The 17170-nt window shown below is 63.9% G+C and carries 18 protein-coding genes, 1 tRNA gene and 1 pseudogene; 13 read left to right on the top strand and 7 right to left on the bottom strand.

Annotated features, from left to right (window positions below):
- Nucleotides 1–63 precede the first annotated feature (63 nt).
- The 3 genes from ACVIYL_RS11850 to ACVIYL_RS11840 are packed head-to-tail and all read right to left on the bottom strand — an operon-like array spanning nt 64 to nt 1572.
- A complete protein-coding gene (locus ACVIYL_RS11850; protein WP_456778613.1) occupies nt 64–438 on the bottom strand; it encodes a hypothetical protein in 375 nt (124 codons plus the stop codon).
- Between the two features lie 50 nt (nt 439–488).
- Nucleotides 489–776 (bottom strand): DUF5658 family protein, encoded by a 288-nt coding sequence (locus ACVIYL_RS11845; protein ID WP_225161514.1) that lies wholly within the window; start codon nt 774–776, stop codon nt 489–491.
- Complete coding sequence (locus ACVIYL_RS11840; protein ID WP_057018950.1) at nt 763–1572, bottom strand: sterol desaturase family protein; 810 nt, start codon at nt 1570–1572, stop codon at nt 763–765. Before ACVIYL_RS11840 ends, ACVIYL_RS11845 begins: the two co-directional genes overlap by 14 nt.
- Before the next feature lie 229 nt (nt 1573–1801).
- Between ACVIYL_RS11840 and ACVIYL_RS11835 the strand changes: the two are divergent.
- Nucleotides 1802–2122 (top strand): annotated as a pseudogene (locus ACVIYL_RS11835) (recombinase family protein); the annotation flags it as partial.
- Nucleotides 2123–2375: 253 nt separating this feature from the next.
- On the top strand, nt 2376–2897 hold the full coding sequence (locus ACVIYL_RS11830) for a methyltransferase family protein (protein WP_456778612.1): 522 nt from the start codon (nt 2376–2378) through the stop codon (nt 2895–2897).
- 48 nt (nt 2898–2945) lie between these two features.
- On the opposite strand, the gene ACVIYL_RS11825 is transcribed toward ACVIYL_RS11830, so the two are convergent.
- Both ACVIYL_RS11825 and ACVIYL_RS11820 read right to left on the bottom strand, forming a co-directional pair.
- Nucleotides 2946–3022: transfer RNA gene (locus tag ACVIYL_RS11825), tRNA-Arg, on the bottom strand.
- A 152-nt stretch (nt 3023–3174) separates the two neighbouring features.
- On the bottom strand, nt 3175–4653 hold the full coding sequence (locus tag ACVIYL_RS11820; RefSeq protein WP_057018967.1) for a sensor histidine kinase: 1479 nt from the start codon (nt 4651–4653) through the stop codon (nt 3175–3177).
- Between the two features lie 365 nt (nt 4654–5018).
- On the opposite strand from ACVIYL_RS11820, the gene rpmH reads away from it, so the two are divergent.
- The 7 genes from rpmH (at nt 5019) to ACVIYL_RS11785 (ending at nt 10767) form a co-directional block, all read left to right on the top strand.
- On the top strand, nt 5019–5153 hold the full coding sequence (gene rpmH / locus ACVIYL_RS11815; RefSeq protein WP_008542748.1) for a 50S ribosomal protein L34: 135 nt from the start codon (nt 5019–5021) through the stop codon (nt 5151–5153).
- 32 nt (nt 5154–5185) lie between these two features.
- Complete coding sequence (rnpA, locus tag ACVIYL_RS11810) at nt 5186–5596, top strand: ribonuclease P protein component (RefSeq protein ID WP_057018968.1); 411 nt, start codon at nt 5186–5188, stop codon at nt 5594–5596.
- 3 nt (nt 5597–5599) lie between these two features.
- Nucleotides 5600–7471, top strand: a complete 1872-nt coding sequence (gene yidC, locus ACVIYL_RS11805) for a membrane protein insertase YidC (protein WP_456778611.1) — start codon at nt 5600–5602, stop codon at nt 7469–7471.
- Nucleotides 7472–7584: 113 nt separating this feature from the next.
- On the top strand, nt 7585–8238 hold the full coding sequence (gene yihA / locus ACVIYL_RS11800) for a ribosome biogenesis GTP-binding protein YihA/YsxC (protein WP_253606271.1): 654 nt from the start codon (nt 7585–7587) through the stop codon (nt 8236–8238).
- Nucleotides 8235–8603 (top strand): DUF423 domain-containing protein, encoded by a 369-nt coding sequence (locus tag ACVIYL_RS11795; RefSeq protein ID WP_456778610.1) that lies wholly within the window; start codon nt 8235–8237, stop codon nt 8601–8603. The genes yihA and ACVIYL_RS11795 overlap by 4 nt, the downstream gene beginning before the upstream one ends.
- Nucleotides 8604–8827: 224 nt before the next feature.
- Nucleotides 8828–9721, top strand: coding sequence for an acetylglutamate kinase (gene argB, locus ACVIYL_RS11790; RefSeq protein ID WP_016848093.1), 894 nt, complete (start codon nt 8828–8830; stop codon nt 9719–9721).
- Between the two features lie 59 nt (nt 9722–9780).
- A complete protein-coding gene (locus ACVIYL_RS11785; protein WP_456781810.1) occupies nt 9781–10767 on the top strand; it encodes a DUF1036 domain-containing protein in 987 nt (328 codons plus the stop codon).
- A 318-nt stretch (nt 10768–11085) separates the two neighbouring features.
- Here ACVIYL_RS11785 and ACVIYL_RS11780 read toward each other — a convergent pair whose 3' ends face one another.
- Complete coding sequence (locus ACVIYL_RS11780) at nt 11086–12171, bottom strand: IS4 family transposase (RefSeq protein WP_253604643.1); 1086 nt, start codon at nt 12169–12171, stop codon at nt 11086–11088.
- Nucleotides 12172–12307: 136 nt separating this feature from the next.
- Between ACVIYL_RS11780 and ACVIYL_RS11775 the strand changes: the two genes are divergently transcribed.
- From ACVIYL_RS11775 to dapE, 4 genes are all read left to right on the top strand, one after another.
- Entirely contained in the window at nt 12308–13003 is a 696-nt protein-coding gene (locus tag ACVIYL_RS11775; RefSeq protein ID WP_092078792.1) for a pyrimidine 5'-nucleotidase, read from the top strand.
- Between the two features lie 254 nt (nt 13004–13257).
- Nucleotides 13258–14103: a 2,3,4,5-tetrahydropyridine-2,6-dicarboxylate N-succinyltransferase gene (dapD, locus tag ACVIYL_RS11770; RefSeq protein ID WP_028335932.1), complete on the top strand. Its 846-nt coding sequence runs from the start codon at nt 13258–13260 to the stop codon at nt 14101–14103.
- Nucleotides 14104–14315: 212 nt separating this feature from the next.
- Nucleotides 14316–14927, top strand: a complete 612-nt coding sequence (locus ACVIYL_RS11765; protein ID WP_456778609.1) for a DUF805 domain-containing protein — start codon at nt 14316–14318, stop codon at nt 14925–14927.
- Nucleotides 14928–14944: 17 nt separating this feature from the next.
- The gene (gene dapE / locus ACVIYL_RS11760; protein WP_456778608.1) at nt 14945–16111 is read left to right on the top strand and encodes a succinyl-diaminopimelate desuccinylase; all 1167 of its coding nucleotides are present in this window, start codon (nt 14945–14947) and stop codon (nt 16109–16111) included.
- Between the two features lie 217 nt (nt 16112–16328).
- Here the strand turns inward: dapE and truA are convergent, their stop codons facing one another.
- The gene (gene truA / locus ACVIYL_RS11755; protein ID WP_456778607.1) at nt 16329–17066 is read right to left on the bottom strand and encodes a tRNA pseudouridine(38-40) synthase TruA; all 738 of its coding nucleotides are present in this window, start codon (nt 17064–17066) and stop codon (nt 16329–16331) included.
- Nucleotides 17067–17170 lie beyond the last annotated feature (104 nt).

Raw genomic sequence — 17170 nt, 5'->3', positions numbered from 1 at the left:
GATTTTGGTTGAAGCGTCAGGTGCGGTACGGGAAACCGCGACTGCTGCGATCCTGGTTGCACGCTACTTCGGTCCGACGGTTCCGGTCACCTTCAGCCTCGCCGACCTCACCCAACCCGAGACGTCGTTGCCCGTCCCCTGATTGAGGTACATCACCGACGACCAGCCATCCCTGGTTTGCGCATACGCGATCAGTGCGTCATTTGGAATGACGAACACGCCGCGGATCGGACAGTGCAGATTCGGCGCCGAGTAGAATTGCAGCCGACCCGTGCCCGTCACCACATTGGCCAGCGGCGGCGACAGCATCGGGACGCGGCTGGTGCCGGTCTTCGGCTCCTTGCAGTTCGACGGAGTCTGCGCGTGCGCGGTCGCCCCCGGAGCCCCCAGGATCAGGACACAGCAGACCATGCAGGCGACGACAAACCTGTCCGACATCACTGATCTTCCTGACGTCGCCGGTTACGGCAACCGGCGAAGGGATTGCTTCAGTTCGTGCCCGCGATGATGACGAGATTGTTCAGAACAGGCGTGGAGCAGAACGCGACGACGAGAGCGATGTTGTAAACGTTGTTGCTCCGCCAAAGCAGCCACGTGACCACGAACGTCAAGCCAAGCTTGGGCACCAGCCACCAGACGCCGAACCACGTTTGCGCCAGATGCATGAACGGGTTCAACTCACCCAATCCGAGACTCAGGATCACATTCGTCGACTCAAGGTCGGCGTAACCCAGCAGCAGGGCGAGGAGCACCAAAAGACCCTTAACCCAATTCATTCCGAGACTCCCGATGCCAGTAATGCCGAAGATGCCGGATTGGCCAGATCACACTGTTGATGATGTCCACGCGCTCAGCCGGCACGAGGCCCGTTGCAGGATATTCGTCCGGCTTCGGTATCCAGGCCGTGCCGAACAGGATGTCGAGAAACGGAAAGCAGGCTGCGAAGTTCTTGTCCCTGTGCTCGGGAAGGACCGAATGATGGATCCGGTGCCATTGCGGATTGTTGATCCATGTCACATACCGACCGAGCGGAATGCGGACGTTGAGATGGGCACACGCATCGGGCATGAAGAAGATAAATCCCACCGCGATCACCATGTCCGGCGGGATGCGGAACAGGATCGCCATGATCGGAAGAAAGGCGTCGGACAACACCCTCTCCAGCCAGAAATGCCGGCCGCCGGTAATGAACGTGACGCCGTTCGCGCTGTGATGGAAGGAGTGCATCGCCCATAGAAAGGGGATCGCATGTTGGAGGCGATGGTATGTGTACTTGTAGAGATCGAATGCAACCACGATGATTGCGAGTGAGACGTACCACCAGTAACCGTCGGTCGGCAGCTTGATCCAACCGAGACCGGTATAGCTCGCAATTTTGCCCGCGGTGATCGCCGCGATCGGAGCGAGCATGGACGACAACCCGAGGCTCACGATCACCGCGAGCCAATCGTCACGAAACTCGGCGTAGGGAACGTCCGCAATCGGCCATCTTTTTTCCAGGATGCGACTGGTGTAGACGATGCCCAGAAACACGGCCGCATAAAATACGGCGTTTGCGATGTCACTCTGCATGAGGGATGACTCGCCGGTTCAAAAGGACAGACAATAAGAATAAAAACATTTGTGTGCCTATAAGCTAAAAAAGCTTATTTTTTCTCAACGCTCCGGCGGGGGCAAGCAGGGTTTTTACGGGGCGGCCCTCGCCTTCAGCCCGATTTTGACCCGCGCGGGCGCATTTTTCCGGGCCGGTCCCCGATCCGGTGCGGCGACAGCGGGCTGAAGCGAACCCCGCGCCCGCCCGCAGGACATTGTGCGCACCGTGAAGGCGCGTGGTGCATCCCTGAGGGGCTATACAGAGCAACCCATCGACACCAGCACAGCAGCGGGCAAGCGCTTCCTGGACATGCTCGGTGTGTTCACCGAGTTCGAGACCAACCTCCGCAAAGAGCGGCAGCTTGAGAGTATCGCGGAGGCCAAGGCACGCGGGGTCTACCAAGACCACAAAGCGTCCATCGACACCGCCAAAGTGAAGGCGCTCAAAGCTGAAGGCATGGGAGCGTCCGCTATCGCGAAGGCGCTCAAGATTGGCCGCGCGTCGGTTTACCGGGCTCTTGAGGATTGAGGAGGGAAGCCAATGACACCCACAGCGCCCTCCAACTGCGACCACGGCTGTGTGAGTGCAGTGGAACGCAATCGATCCAGAAGTGTCTGGGGATGTTCTACTGAAGACGAGCACGCATCAGCTGCCCGAACCAATGGGAACTTGCGCGAATGGCGCGCCGTGGGCGATGAAAATGGGCACTACGTGTTTCGCCGTGGCGCTATGATGCAACGGTTCAATTTTGCCGACCGCCTTGCGACGGGAAGGAGGTGCCATGCCGAAAACGATCGCGGCATTGGGCTCTGCCCTCTTCGTTGCGGTTGCGCCCAGCTCGGTGGCGGGGCTCGTTCCCTGGTGGATTACGCGTTGGGAGTTTCGGCCGCCCTTCTTCGATCTCGACGCGACGCGCGCCGTCGGGATCCTGTTGATCGTCGCCGGTCTACCCGGGCTTGTCGACTCGTTTGCACGCTTTGCGCTGCAAGGATTGGGCACGCCGGCGCCGGTCGCACCGACGCAGAACCTCGTGGTGACGGGTCTCTATCGCCATGTGCGCAATCCTATTTACGTTGCCCTTGTCGCCGTCATTCTGGGCCAAGCGGTCTTGTTCGGCGACCAGCGCCTTCTTGGGTACGGTGTGTTGGTGTGGCTCGCCTTCCACGCGTTTGTCGTGGGGTACGAGGAGCCGGCGCTCGTTCGTATGTTCGGAACGGAGTACGAGGATTTCCGGGCCAATGTCCCGCGCTGGATTCCGCGGCTCACGGCCTGGCGAGCCGCACGACGCCGGAATCATTCGTGACGCGGGCGCCACCGCGGGAAGGGCGTGGTACCGCGCCCTGTCGTAAAATGGCGCGCCCGGAACGATTCGAACGTCCGACCCTCAGATTCGTAGTCTGATGCTCTATCCAGCTGAGCTACGGGCGCATTTTCGCGGGTGGGCTTGAGCCCGCATGGTCCCGGGAGGCCCGGAACGTCGCGAAAGAGCGCTCTAGCTACAGGCTCCGGGTCCGGTTGGCAAGGTCTGGAAACGCCAATTTCGGCCGCAGTTTTGGCCGCCCCGGAATACCGGAACGGCCTCAGGCCCTCGCCCGCTCGCTGCGGACCGACAGCAGTTCCACCGGACGATCCGGGATCGAAATCCGGAAGGTGGCGCCGATCGTGCCCTCGACCAGGTGGATGTGGCCGCCGTGGGCCCGGATCAGTTCGGCGGCAATGGCAAGGCCAAGCCCGCTGCCGCCGGGGCGACCGGAGGTCTGGAATGCCTCGAACAAATGCTCGCGCGCCTTGGTCGGGACGCCCGGACCGGTGTCGGAGACCTCGATGATCGCAACCGTCCCCTCGCGGCGGCCGGTGATGCGGATCTGCTGCGCGCCGCCGTCGCCTGCGGGCCGGGTTTCCAGCGCCTGCGCCGCGTTGCGCACCAGATTGAGCAGCACGCGGAACAGCTGGTCCGGGTCGGCGTCGATGGTCAGGCCGCGCTCGATCGCGCTGATCCAGGTGATCGAGACATCGGTGGCAAGCCCGGCCGACTCCCGCACCTCGGCGACCGCGGGCTCCACCATGATGACGCGGCGATCAGGCGCCGCCTCCTGCGCGCGGCCATAAGACAGTGTCGACTGGCAGAAGGCGATGGCGCGCTCCAGCGAGCGCAACAATTTCGGCGCAAAGCGTTGCACCCGCGGGTCGGGCACGCTGGCGAGCTGGTCCGACAGCAATTGCGAGGACGCCAGCAGATTGCGCAAATCGTGGTTGATCTTGGAGACGGCGAGCCCAAGCGCGGCAAGCCGGCTCTTCTGATGCAGCATCGAGACGAGGTCGCGCTGCATGTCCGACAGCTCGCGCTCGGCAACGCCGATCTCGTCGCCGCGCTGGCTCGGCACGATGATTCGCGCCGAACTCTCCGGATTCTCGTGGAAGCCGACCAGGCTCGCGGTCAGCCGCCGCATCGGGCGCACGAACAGATAATGCAGCGCCAGATAGACCAGGCCGGCGGTCAGGCCGGCAATCAACAGCGCGACGACCAAAACGTTGCGCGAGAAGCGGTACATCGCCTGCCGCAGCGGCTTCTCGTCGATCACGACCTCGATGAATTGGGCCTGGCCCGGCGCGGGTCCGACCACGCGGATGGTCTGGTCGCCATGCTCCAGCATGATCTCGAAGGCATCGACGATCGCCGACCACACCGTCATGGTCCGCATGTCGACGTCATGGTCGATCGCGGCCGGCAGGTCGGCGCTGGCGAGCAGCCGGCGCTGCTGTCCCAATTTGATGGCGACGGCACGGGCGCCGATGCTGGTCAGGATCTGCCGCGCCAGCGAATCCGGCACCAGGCCGGACGGGGCGGCATCGAGCACCAGCGCCGCGGTATTGGCGGCGGCCAGGCGGTCATTGAGCCGGTTCATCCGGAAGTTGGCGATCGCCGGGACGTAGATCAGGAGCCCGGCGATCATCACCAGGGGAATCGTCAGCAGCAGAAGCTTGCCCGACAGCCCGAGCCGGGGGGACGGCTTGGGCCGCTGCTTCTGCGCGGTCGCCTGATCGTCAGTTAGAGCCACAAGATAAGGCCTTGTTTGGCTTAGGGGTCGGAAGATGGGGCCCGGCCCCCAAGCCGGTCAAATTACGGATCGCTAATGTGGGCGGTTCCCCGAACGCCCCAAAGCGTCTCCATACCGTCAAATACCCCGCGAAATCAGATATATTCGCCCCAATTGCGACGTTTCGAAGAAGCCTTTTTGCGACGGCCTGTGACATTGACGAAAACAGGGCGCTCCCTTATAAGCCGCGCCAACTGTCCGCGATGGCCCGGTTCTTGACCCGGGGGCGGCTCTTTGGGGCCGTCAACGGCTCGTTTGGGCCCGCCAGCATCACCGGACTCCATCTCAATACAACGGCAAATTGCCCGGTCAGCGGAGAATTACCCGTGAAGCGGACTTATCAACCCAGCAAACTGGTGCGCAAGCGCCGTCACGGCTTCCGCGCCCGTCTCGCCACGGCCGGCGGCCGCAAGGTCCTCGCTGCGCGCCGCGCGCGTGGCCGCAAGCGCCTGAGCGCCTGAGCCCGGACGTCTCCTCTCCGGAGATACCCATTATGGATCGGCTGAGGCAGCGGGCGGATTTCCTCGCCGTTGCCAATGGCGCACGGGCGAATACCACAGCTTTTGTGCTGCAGGGCCGCCGCCGCGACGATCAGGGCCCGATCCGCGTCGGCTATACCGTCACCAAGAAGAACGGCACCGCGACCGAGCGCAACCGCATCCGCCGCCGGCTTCGCGAAGTGATGAGACAGGTCGACGCCGTATTCATGCGGCCGCACCATGATTATGTGCTAGTGGGCCGTCGTGACGCGCTGACCCGCGACTTTGCGACCATGCTTGACGACCTGCGGTCGGCGCTGCGCCGCCTCGACCGGCCTGCGCCCAACACGGGTAATAACAAGACGGGTACCAACAAGGCGGGTAACAAGAGCGCGCCCAATCCGAATGGAATGACGAGACCCTAAGAGATGTCCGACAACCGCAACACGATCCTTGCCGTCATTCTGTCCGGCCTCGTCCTGATCGCCTGGCAATATTTCTACAATGTGCCGCAGATGGAGAAGCAGCGCGAGGCGCAGCGCCAGGCGGAGTTGCAGAAGCCGGCGCCGCAGGCGACTCCGGGTGCTGCTCCCGGCACCGCTCCGGGTACCTCGGCGACTCCCTCTCCGGCTCCCGGCGCGCCTACTGCTGACGCTCCGGTCGCGAGCCGCGAGACGGTGCTTGCCTCCGGCCCGCGCATCAAGATCGAGACCCCGCGCGTCACCGGCAGCATCGCGCTGAAGGGCGCCCGGATCGACGACCTGGCGCTGGTTCAGTTCCGCGAGACGGTCGATCCCAAATCGCCGGCTGTCGTGCTGCTTTCCCCGTCGGGCACGGCCGAGCCTTATTACGCCGAGTTCCTGTGGCTGACCGCCAACGGCTCATCGGTGAAGACGCCGAACGCCGAAACCGTCTGGCAGCAGGAGGGATCGAACACCCTGTCGCCGAGCACCCCGGTGATTCTGAAATACGAGAACGGCCAGGGCCTGACCTTCCGCCGCACCATCTCGATCGACGATCGCTACCTCTTCAGCATCAAGGACGAGGTCATCAATCAAGGCAGCGCGCCGGTGACGCTGTATCCGTTCGGTCTGATCTCGCGCGGCGGCAAGCCGCCGGTCTCCGGCTACGCGATTCTGCATGAAGGCCCGATCGGCTATCTCGGCGAACACGGCCTGCAGGAATTCAGCTACAAGAACATCGACGAGGCCAAGACCTCGACCGGCGGAAATTCGCGCGGCATCGTGTTCACGAAGGTCACCGACGGCTGGCTCGGCATCACCGACAAATACTGGGCCACGGCACTGCTGCCGGAGACCACCGCAACGCTCGAAAGCGCCCGCTTCACCACCGGCGACAAGCGCTACCAGACCGACTACATGCTCGGCGCGCAGACCATTCCGATCGGCGGCACCGGCGTTGCCAACGGGCGGCTGTTCGCCGGCGCGAAGGAGGCCGCCACGGTCGGCCTCAACTTCCCGCTGGTCGGCTTCGGCGGCTACAACAAGCAGCTCGGCCTCAATCATTTCGATCTCCTGATCGACTGGGGCCATTTCTACTTCATCACCAAGCCGATGTTCCTGGCGCTCGACTGGTTCTATCGCCTGGTCGGCAATTTCGGCATCGCGATCCTCTTGGTGACCGTGATCGTGAAGCTGTTGTTCTTCCCGCTCGCCAACAAGTCCTACGCCTCGATGGCGAAGATGAAGTCGGTGCAGCCGCAGCTGCAGGCGCTGAAGGAACGTTATCCTGATGACCGCGTGAAGCAGCAGCAGGAGATGATGGAGATCTACAAGAAGGAGAAGATCAACCCGATCGCGGGCTGTCTTCCCGTCGCCTTGCAGATCCCGGTGTTCTTCTCGCTCTACAAGGTGCTGTTCATCACCATCGAAATGCGGCACGCGCCGTTCTTCGGCTGGATCAAGGACCTCTCGGCGCCTGATCCGACCAATCTGTTCACGCTGTTCGGCCTCATTCCGTTCGATCCGATCGCGCTGCTCGGACCGCATTTCGGCGCCTATCTGGTGATGGGTATCTGGCCGATCATCATGGGCATCACGATGTGGGTCCAGATGAAGCTCAATCCGGCGCCGCCGGATCCGACCCAGAAGATGATCTTCGACTGGATGCCGCTGATCTTCACCTTCATGCTGGCCGGCTTCCCGGCGGGTCTCGTGATCTACTGGGCCTGGAACAACCTGCTGTCGGTGCTGCAGCAGAGCTTCATTATGCGCAAGAATGGCGTGAAGGTGGAGCTGTTCGACAATCTGAAGGCGACGTTCGCCAAGAAGACGACCTAGGTAGCACCGTCATTGCGAGCGAAGCGAAGCAATCCACGCCTCAACACGAGGAGAAATGGATTGCTTCGTCGCTTCGCTCCTCGCAATGACGGAACGAGAGTGGGGCGCCGCGCATGAGCACCGAACCCGATGCGGCGCTGATCGAGCAAGGCCGAAAGCTGTTCGCCGGCGACTGGCGCTTCATCTGGGCCTCGCCCTCGATCGAGACGCTGCCGCCGATGGCCGGCCTCGAGGTCGCCTTCGCCGGCCGCTCCAATGTCGGCAAGTCGAGCCTGATCAACGCGCTGACCGGCCGCAGCGCTCTGGCGCGAACATCGCACACGCCCGGCCGCACCCAGGAACTGATCTTCTTCGAGGGGCCTGAGAAGGCCGCCTTCCGCCTGGTCGACATGCCCGGCTACGGCTACGCCTCGGCGCCGAAGACCAAGGTGGCGTCGTGGACGGCGCTGATCCACAAATTCCTGCTCGGGCGCGCGACGCTGGCACGGGTCTACGTGCTGATCGACGCGCGCCACGGCATCAAGGACGTCGATCTCGACGTGCTGAAGACGCTGGACAAGTCCGCGGTGAGCTATCAGGTCGTGCTGACCAAGGCCGATCAGGTGAAGGCCGGCGAACTCAAGACCGTCATCGCCGACACGTCAGCAACGCTCGCAAAACATCCCGCCGCCTTCCCCGAAGTGCTGGTGACCTCGTCGCGCACCGGCGACGGCATGCCGGAGCTGCGTGCCGCCATGGTGCGCCTGATCGAGGAACGGCGCCGATGAGCGGGGCATCCCGCTTCCTGATCGGCCTTGCCGCCATCATGGGCGCTTGCGGCGTGATGCTGGCGGCGGCCGCAGCCCATCTGCCTGACGCCACGCGGCTGGCGGCGGCATCCTCGATGCTGCTGTTCCATGCACCCGCCGTAGTCGCGACCATCGCGGTCGCGGATCGCACGATCATCCATGCGAAGCTCGCAGTCGCGGCGGCGGCCGGCTTCGTCATCGCGGCGTCATTGTTCGCGGGCGACCTCGTGCTGCGCCAATATGCCGGCCATGGATTGTTTCCGATGGCTGCGCCGACCGGCGGAACGCTCTTGATCCTGAGCTGGCTGGTACTGGCGGTCGCGGCGATGTGGCCGAAGCGGTGATGACCGCCATACTTCCTTCTCCCCTTGTGGGAGAAGGTGGCGCGGATGCAATCCGCGCCGGATGAGGGGTCTCTATCCGCGGAGACAAACGCCTCACCCGGCTTCAATGCCGTCGCATCGAAGCCACCCTCTCCCACAAGGGGAGAGGGTCAAGACCGCTTTGCGCCCTGCCCGCCAATCAGATAGAACCGCGCCACCCCTCCGCTGACGACGAGACCAGCCCCATGACCGACCAGCACATCAGCCCGCTCGATCAGGCCCGCATCCTGTCCGAGGCGCTGCCGCACATGCAGGAATATGACGAGGAAACCATCGTCATTAAATATGGCGGCCATGCCATGGGCGCCGAGGACACCGCGAAGGCGTTCGCGCGCGACATCGTGCTGCTCGAGCAGACCGCGATCAATCCGGTGGTCGTGCATGGCGGTGGGCCGCAGATCGCGACCATGCTGAAGCGCCTCGGCATCCAGTCGGAATTCGCCGCGGGCCTGCGCATCACCGACGCCGCGACCATCGAGATCGTCGAGATGGTACTGGCGGGCTCGGTCAACAAGCAGATCGTCGGCTACATCAACGAGGCGGGCGGCAAGGCCGTGGGCCTCTCCGGCAAGGACGGCAACATGGTGAAGGCGTCGAAGACGACGCGCACCATGGTCGATCCGGATTCCAACATCGAGAAGGCCATCGATCTCGGCTTCGTCGGCGACCCCGAAAAGGTCGACCTCACGCTGCTCAATCAGCTGATCGGCTATGAGCTGATCCCGGTGCTGGCGCCGCTGGCGACCTCGCAGGACGGCCAGACCCTGAACATCAACGCCGACACCTTCGCCGGCGCGATCGCGGGCGCGCTCAAGGCCAAGCGCCTGTTGCTGCTGACGGACGTGCCGGGCGTGCTCGACAAGTCCAAGAAGCTGATTCCGGACCTGTCGATCAAGGAAGCCCGCAAGCTGATCGCCGACGGCACGATTTCCGGCGGCATGATCCCGAAGGTCGAGACCTGCATTTACGCGCTCGAACAGGGCGTGCAGGGCGTCGTGATCATCGACGGCAAGACGCAGCACGCGGTGCTGCTCGAGCTCTTCACCAACCAGGGCACCGGCACGCTGATCCACAAGTAATGGCAGACGCGGGACACACGGCGAGGATTCATCGCCGGTCGCTGCCGGCGCGGCTCGCGATGGCGCTGCCGGCCGCGCTGGTGTCGTTCCTGTTCTCGTCGGCGCCGGCGCATGCCGACCTCAAGCTCTGCAACCGCATGAGCTATGTGATCGAGGCCGCGATCGGCATCGACGACAAGGCCGCGACCGCGACACGCGGCTGGTTCCGCATCGATCCCGCGACCTGCCGGGTCGTGGTGCAGGGCGCGCTCACCGCCGACCGCGTGCTGCTCAATGCGCGGGCGCTTGGCGTCTATGGCGCTTCGCCGATCCCGCAGAACGGCACCGACACGCTCTGCGTGGCGCAGGACAATTTCGTGATCGCCGCCGCGCGACAATGCCGCTCCGGCCAGATGCCCGCGCAATTCACCCAGATCACGCCGACGAAGACCGACGACGGCCATCTGGTCGCCTATCTCGCCGAAGACAGCGAATATGACGACGAGCAGGCGCGCCTCGCCGGCATCCAGCGCCTGCTGGTGATCGCGGGCTACGATGCCGCGCCAATCGATGGCGTCGACGGGCCGAAGACCCAGAGTGCGCTGTCGGCGTTCCTCAAGAGTCGCGGGCTCGCCAGCGACATCGTGCAGTCGCCGAATTTCTTCGCCACCATGATCGATGCCGTGCAGAAGCCGTCGCCATCGGGGCTGACCTGGTGCAACGACACGCCGCACAAGGTGATGGCCGCGGTTGCAACCGACGACGGCAAGGTGGTGACCAGCCGCGGCTGGTATCGCATCGACCCCGGCAAGTGCCTGCATCCCGACGTATCAGGCGCGCCGAAGCAGATCTATTCGTTTGCCGAAGCGGTCGACAACGACAACCGGGCCATCCGCATCAAGGACAAGCCGCTGAACTGGGGCGGCGGGGTCCAGCTCTGCACCCGCGAAAGCAAGTTCGAGATCAACGAACAGGGCGACTGCAGCACCCGCGGCCTCGCCGCGCTCGGCTTCACCACCGTCGACATGACCAGCGGCGGCAAGACGCTGCGCTTTGCGATGCCGTGATGAAGATAATGAGGCCGCAAACATCGATGTCGTCCTGGCGAAGGCCAGGACCCATTACCACAAGACTGCGTTTGGCGAAGAACGACGAGCACCGTGCCACATTGATAGATTCCGCGGTATGGGTCCTGGCTTTCGCCCATAGGCGCTAAGATAGTTTGATCATAGTCTGATAGTGGCGCTTATGTCTGGGTGGCTCGCGTAGATGTCGCCGGAGAGCGTGACTGGCTCTGCAGAGTAGAGCGATTGCGGGCTGTGGAATGATCGCTTGCCGTAGCGAAGCTACGAGCTGGCGCAGCAGACGCCACGTCACTGGGTGGGTCAGGCGGCGTCGGCCAAGCGGGGAGAGTCTTCGAGTTCGTCGACGAGCGGCTCGAGCAATAGAATGATCAGCAGATGAGCGAGGATATGGGGTCTGGCGGACCGCTCGTCGGTTCCGGGAGGTCCCTTCAGGCCAATCAGGCTTTTCAGCCGCTTGAAGCCGAGCTCAATGCGCCATCGCAGCCGATAGAGGGCGAGGATATCTGCAGTCGTGAAGTCCTCTGGCCTGAGTGAGGTCACCAGGATCACCCAATCTGCGGCGTCAAGTGTTTGCCTGGAGAGCTGATGACCTCCCTTTTGTGCAGTCCGGCGCGCCTTGCGTCGCGCAGCCGCAGCAGCTTGCGCCGGCTTCTTCGCGGCAACCAGACGCACTGCGAGCGGCGGCGCACCTGACTTGCGCTTTATCCAAATCGGCCGATCGATCAGGCCACGCGCCGAGGCGTTGCGCAGTTCGGCAGTGAGGTCAACAAGATTACCTTCGGCATCGAGCCAGCGCGCGCTCTTCCAGCCGGCCCGGATCACGAAGTCCGCATCGGCATCGACGAGATGCGCCATGCGCTCCGGTTGCAGATAGGCGCGATCGGCAAGACGGATCTCACCGGCAACCGCCGGTATCCGATCCAGCGTCTCGCCCGCTCGCTGATCGGTCAGTTCGAAGTGACCAAAGCGCTCCTGCGGAAGATCGAACGCGCTATGGATACGCCACACTGCGTTCTTGTTCCTGCCGCTCGTCCCAGCCTTGGGGACCGTCGTGGCGTCAACAATACGGATCAGACGACCGCGGCTCGCCTTCGGCGCCGCGGCGGCAAGCGCCTGCTCGACCAAGATTGCCAGCCAATCTCCGCACTGACGTAAGCGATACAACAGAGCCACGTTGGAGATATCGACAAGCCCAACCGACGTGGCCCATGCCGCCGTCAACCGCAGCCCTTTCTCACCAAGGCAATAAGCCAAGATCAGGCGCAGCAAGTCGACCGCATTGCTGATCTCCCGCGGACGGACAAACGCCTTCGTCTTGCGCGCGCTAATGTTCAGAGCCTCGGCTCCGCCAAGTCGGGCGACAACGCGCGCCCAATCTTTGTTCACAAGCGATTCGTGTGCCATTCCATCTTGGAATCACAAGCGAATCCAAGGCGCAAATCCTATTTTAGCGCCTATGGGCTTTCGCCAGGACGACGGCGGAGGGCGGAACGACGTTCACGCTGACAAGTGGAGAGCCACAATGAATACTCCCCGCAGCTTCGGCCATGTCGAGACCTGGGTGTTCGACCTCGACAACACGCTGTACCCGCATCACGTCAACCTGTGGCAGCAGGTCGATGCGCGGATCGGCGAGTTCGTCAGCAACTGGCTGAAGATCTCTCCCGAGGAAGCACGGCGGCTGCAGAAGGACTATTACCTGCGCTACGGCACCACGATGCGCGGTATGATGACCGAGCACGGCGTGCAGGCCGACGACTATCTCGCTTATGTGCACAAGATCGACCACTCGCCGCTGCAGCCGAATCCGGCGATGGGGGCTGCGATCGCCAGGCTGCCGGGACGCAAGCTGATCCTGACGAACGGCTCGGTCGACCATGTCGATGCGGTGCTGGGCCGGCTCGGCATCGGCAACCATTTCGACGGCGTGTTCGACATCATCGCCGCCGATCTCGAGCCGAAGCCGGCGCCGCAGACCTACCAGAAGTTCCTCAGGCTCCACGATGTCGATCCGGCGAGGGCTGCGATGTTCGAGGACCTCGCGCGCAACCTGGTGGTGCCGCATGAGCTCGGCATGACCACCGTGCTGGTCGTGCCCGACGGCAGCCAGGAGGTGGTGCGCGAGGCCTGGGAGCTCGAAGGCCGCGACGCCGCCCATGTCGATCATGTCACTGATGATCTCACCGGCTTCCTGCAGCGGCTGAACGGAAAGCCCTGACCTCTCCCCACGTCGTCCCGGCGAAAGCCGGACCCATAACCACCAATCTCTGTGTGGCTACTCGCCGTGGCCCCAGCGTGCCGCAACGCTGGCATTCGTGGTTATGGGTCCCGGCTCGCGCTTCGCTTGGACGGGACGACGGGAGGAGAGAGTCGGCTTGGTAGGAAGGAGTTTGCCTTGACTCCGCGGCCCCAAATTCCGAAAAAGCCCTGCAAAATCCCGTCATAATCCCCGATACGCCAAGGATTGTCCCGATGTCGCTGTCCGCCCTCGAAACCACCGTCAACACCGCGTTCGACGCCCGCGAAGGCATTTCGACCTCGACCAAGGGCGAGGTCCGCGAGGCGGTCGACCACGCGCTGGAGCTGCTCGACAAGGGCGAGGCCCGTGTCGCCGAGCGCGAGACGAGCGGCAAGTGGAAGGTCAATCAGTGGCTGAAGAAGGCCGTGCTGCTGTCGTTCCGCCTCAACGACATGGGTCAGATCGCGGGTGGCCCGGGCAAGGCATCGTGGTGGGACAAGGTGCCGTCGAAGTTCGAGGGCTGGGGCGAGAACCGTTTCCGCGACGCCGGCTTCCGCGCCGTGCCGGGCGCGATCGTGCGCCGCTCGGCCTTCATCGCCCGCAACGTCGTGCTGATGCCCTCCTTCGTCAATCTCGGCGCCTATGTCGATGAAGCCACCATGATCGACACCTGGTCGACGGTCGGCTCCTGCGCCCAGATCGGCAAGCGCGTGCACATCTCCGGCGGCGTCGGCATCGGCGGCGTGCTCGAGCCGCTGCAGGCCGAGCCCGTGATCGTCGAGGACGACTGCTTCATCGGCGCGCGCTCGGAGGTCGCCGAGGGCGTGATCGTGCGCAAGGGCGCGGTGCTGTCGATGGGCGTGTTCCTCGGCGCCTCGACCAAGATCGTCGACCGCGAGACCGGCGAAATCTTCGTCGGCGAGGTCCCGGAATATGCCGTCGTGGTGCCCGGCACCCTGCCGGCCAAGCCGCTGAAGAACGGCCAGCCGGGACCTGCCACCGCCTGCGCCGTGATCGTCAAGCGGGTCGACGAGCGCACCCGCGCCAAGACCAGCATCAACGAGCTGCTGCGGGACTGATCTGCGCCGCGGAAATCGCGCCATCACCGTCACCCTGAGGTGGCCGCGTCTTCAGCGGCCCTCGAAGGGTCGACGGCCCCACCGTGGCCGTTCACCCTTCGAGACGCGCTACGCGCTCCTCAGGGTGACGGATCACATTTCGAACCAAGCACCTCTCGAAAACGACATATCTCCGGGCCGCGAAGAATTGCCGCAGCCCGGAGCTCATTTTCATGGACTGGGCCAACTACCTGTTCGGCTTCAAGGGCCGCGTCAACCGGGCCAAATTCTGGCTCGCAGGGCTGATCATCGTCTGCTGGATGATGTTCCTGGCTTTACTCGCGGTCTCGGCCGGCCTCGGCGGCAAGAACGGGTTCAGCTTCAATGTCGACGACATCTTCCGGGCCTTCGACCCCGACAGCTACGAATCGCTGAGCTGGGCCGGATTGCCGGCATTGCTGGTCAAGGCCTGCGGAACGTTCTTGTTCGTTTGGGTCTATGTCGCGGTCTCGATCAAGCGCCTGCACGACCGCGACAAGAGCGGCTGGTGGATGGTGCCGTTTTTCGCGATCCCGGGTCTCATGAGCCAGTTCTCGGATCGGCTCCCCGATGAATCCTATTGGGTGATGGCCGCGGGCCTGATCGTCTTCGTGCTCTATGTCTGGGGCTTCATCGAGCTCGCCTTTTTGCGCGGCACCAGCTACCCCAATCGCTATGGCCCCAATCCGCTTGGGAAAACCCATGTGCGGCAAGGCCGCGACAGCGGGTCGCGCTCCGCGCGCGGCTGGGATCAGCAGAGCGAGCTCGATATCGTGCCGCACAAAGCTGGTCCACCCGCCGTGTGACGTGTTAAGCGAGGCGCATGAGTGATGCCGTCTCGATTACCCGCGATCTCGTTCGCTGCCCCTCCGTCACCCCGGCCGACGCCGGCGCGCTTGGCGTTCTCGAAAACCTGCTGAAAGCCGCAGGCTTCGAAGTCCACCGCGTGACCTTCTCCGAGCCCGGCACCGCCGATATCGACAACCTCTATGCGCGCATCGGCACCTCGGCGCCGCATATCACCTTCGCCGGCCACACCGACGTGGTGCCGCCCGGCGATGAAGCGGCGTGGACGCTCGGCGCGTTCTCCGGCGAGGTGAAGGACGGTTATCTCTATGGCCGCGGCGCCGTCGACATGAAGGGCGGCATCGCCTGCAGCGTCGCCGCTGTGCTGCAATATCTCGGCGACCATGACGGCAAGCCACAAGAGAATGGCAACGGCTCGATCTCCTTCCTGATCACCGGCGATGAGGAAGACGTCTCGATCAACGGCACCGTCAAGCTGTTGAAATGGTGCGCCGAGCGCGGCGAGACATTCGATCATTGCGTGCTCGGCGAGCCCTCGAATGTCGAAGTGCTGGGCGACATGATCAAGATCGGCCGGCGCGGCTCGCAGTCCGGCACGCTGGTGGTCGACGGCGTGCAGGGCCATGTCGCCTATCCGCACCGCGCCTCCAACCCGGTGCCTGATATCTCGCGGCTGATCGTGGCGCTGAGCGACGAGCCGCTCGATCACGGCAGCGCGCAGTTCCAGGCCAGCAACCTCGAATTCACCACGGTCGATGTCGGCAACACCGCCAGCAACGTGATCCCCGGCCAGGCGCGCGCGAAGTTCAACATCCGCTACAACGACAACCACACCCAGGAGAGCCTGCGCCAGCTGGTCGACGAACGGCTGGCGAAAGCCTGCGGCAACCGGATCCGCGCCCACATCGATTGGCAACCGTCGAACTCGAACGTGTTCGTCACCCAGCCCGGCCCGTTCACCGACCTCGCGGTCGCCGCGATCGAGGAGATCACCGGCCGCAGGCCGGAGCTATCGACCTCCGGCGGCACCTCGGACGCGCGCTTCATCTCGAGCTATTGCCCGGTGATCGAGTTCGGCCTGGTCGGTCAGACCATGCACCAGGTCGACGAGCGCACGCCGGTGGCCGATCTGGAGAAGCTGACGCGGATCTATCGGGGCGTGCTGGACAGGTATCTTGCGTAATCCAGCCGATCGGCTGGATTAAACAGCGAAAACAACCCCATGCACAGTAGGGATTGGGGCTACGAGCCATCCACCCGCACCAGATACAGCGTGGTATTTCGGGTAGGCTCACATCCGTAGGATGGGTAGAGCGCAGCGAAACCCATCATTGGCGCCGCGGATTCGAAGTGATGGGTTTCGCTTCGCTCTACCCATCCTACGAGATCATTCACACCGCCTAGTAATCCACCCGCATCAGATAGAGCCCGTCCGGCGGCGCCACGGGGCCGCAGGCGGCGCGGTTGCGGGCTTTGAGCGCGGCGGCGAGATCGTCGGCGCTCCAGCGACCCTCGCCGACCCACACCAGCGAGCCCACCATCGAACGCACCTGGCTGTGCAGGAACGAGCGCGCCGACGTCACGATGTTGACGGTGGCGCCGTCACGGGTGACGTCGAGCTGATCGAGCGTCTTCTCCGGCGACTTGGCCTGGCACTCGGTGTCGCGGAAGGTGGTGAAATCATGCTTGCCGAGCAGGCGTTGCGCGGCGGCGTGCATCGCGTCAGCATCGAGCGCGCGCGGCACGCGCCAGACGCGGCCGATGTCAAGCGCGAGGTTCGCGCGCGTGTTGGTGATGCGATAGAGATAGTGCCGCCTTGTCGCGGAGAACCGCGCCTCGAAATCGTCGGGCACGATGTCAGCCGCGAGCACGCCGATCGGATTGGGCCGCAGATGCGCATTCAGCCCGTCGCGGAAGCGGCCGGGCGGGAAGTGCTTGGCGATGTCGCAATGCGCGACCTGGCCGCGCGCATGCACGCCGGCATCGGTACGCCCTGCGCCATGGACGCGCACGTCCTCGCCGCAGATCGCCTTGACCGCCGCCTCCAGCGCGCCCTGCACGGTCGGCGCGGTGTCCTGGATCTGCCAGCCGGAGAACGGCGTGCCGTCATATTCGATGGTGAGCTTGTAGCGGGGCATCATTCAATCTGGTTTGGCCGTCATTGCCGGGCTTGACCCGGCAATCCATCGTCTTCGGGACAAGCTTCTTTTCGAGATGGATGCGCGGGTCAAGCCCGCGCATG

Source organism: Bradyrhizobium sp. USDA 3315 (genome assembly GCF_054056795.1).
Note: the sequence above shows the minus strand (reverse complement) of the source record. Positions and strands in the feature narration are given on the sequence as shown.

Coding starts and splice junctions, on each gene's coding strand:
- truA (WP_456778607.1), bottom strand. CDS start 17,066: ATGCCCCGCTACAAGCTCACCATCGAATATGACGGCACGCCGTTCTCC.
- ACVIYL_RS11845 (WP_225161514.1), bottom strand. CDS start 776: ATGAATTGGGTTAAGGGTCTTTTGGTGCTCCTCGCCCTGCTGCTGGGT.
- ACVIYL_RS11785 (WP_456781810.1), top strand. CDS start 9,781: ATGGCGCTGCCGGCCGCGCTGGTGTCGTTCCTGTTCTCGTCGGCGCCG.
- argB (WP_016848093.1), top strand. CDS start 8,828: ATGACCGACCAGCACATCAGCCCGCTCGATCAGGCCCGCATCCTGTCC.
- ACVIYL_RS11765 (WP_456778609.1), top strand. CDS start 14,316: ATGGACTGGGCCAACTACCTGTTCGGCTTCAAGGGCCGCGTCAACCGG.
- ACVIYL_RS11795 (WP_456778610.1), top strand. CDS start 8,235: ATGAGCGGGGCATCCCGCTTCCTGATCGGCCTTGCCGCCATCATGGGC.
- dapD (WP_028335932.1), top strand. CDS start 13,258: ATGTCGCTGTCCGCCCTCGAAACCACCGTCAACACCGCGTTCGACGCC.
- ACVIYL_RS11830 (WP_456778612.1), top strand. CDS start 2,376: ATGCCGAAAACGATCGCGGCATTGGGCTCTGCCCTCTTCGTTGCGGTT.
- ACVIYL_RS11775 (WP_092078792.1), top strand. CDS start 12,308: ATGAATACTCCCCGCAGCTTCGGCCATGTCGAGACCTGGGTGTTCGAC.
- ACVIYL_RS11840 (WP_057018950.1), bottom strand. CDS start 1,572: ATGCAGAGTGACATCGCAAACGCCGTATTTTATGCGGCCGTGTTTCTG.
- yihA (WP_253606271.1), top strand. CDS start 7,585: ATGAGCACCGAACCCGATGCGGCGCTGATCGAGCAAGGCCGAAAGCTG.
- yidC (WP_456778611.1), top strand. CDS start 5,600: ATGTCCGACAACCGCAACACGATCCTTGCCGTCATTCTGTCCGGCCTC.
- dapE (WP_456778608.1), top strand. CDS start 14,945: ATGAGTGATGCCGTCTCGATTACCCGCGATCTCGTTCGCTGCCCCTCC.
- ACVIYL_RS11850 (WP_456778613.1), bottom strand. CDS start 438: ATGTCGGACAGGTTTGTCGTCGCCTGCATGGTCTGCTGTGTCCTGATC.
- rnpA (WP_057018968.1), top strand. CDS start 5,186: ATGGATCGGCTGAGGCAGCGGGCGGATTTCCTCGCCGTTGCCAATGGC.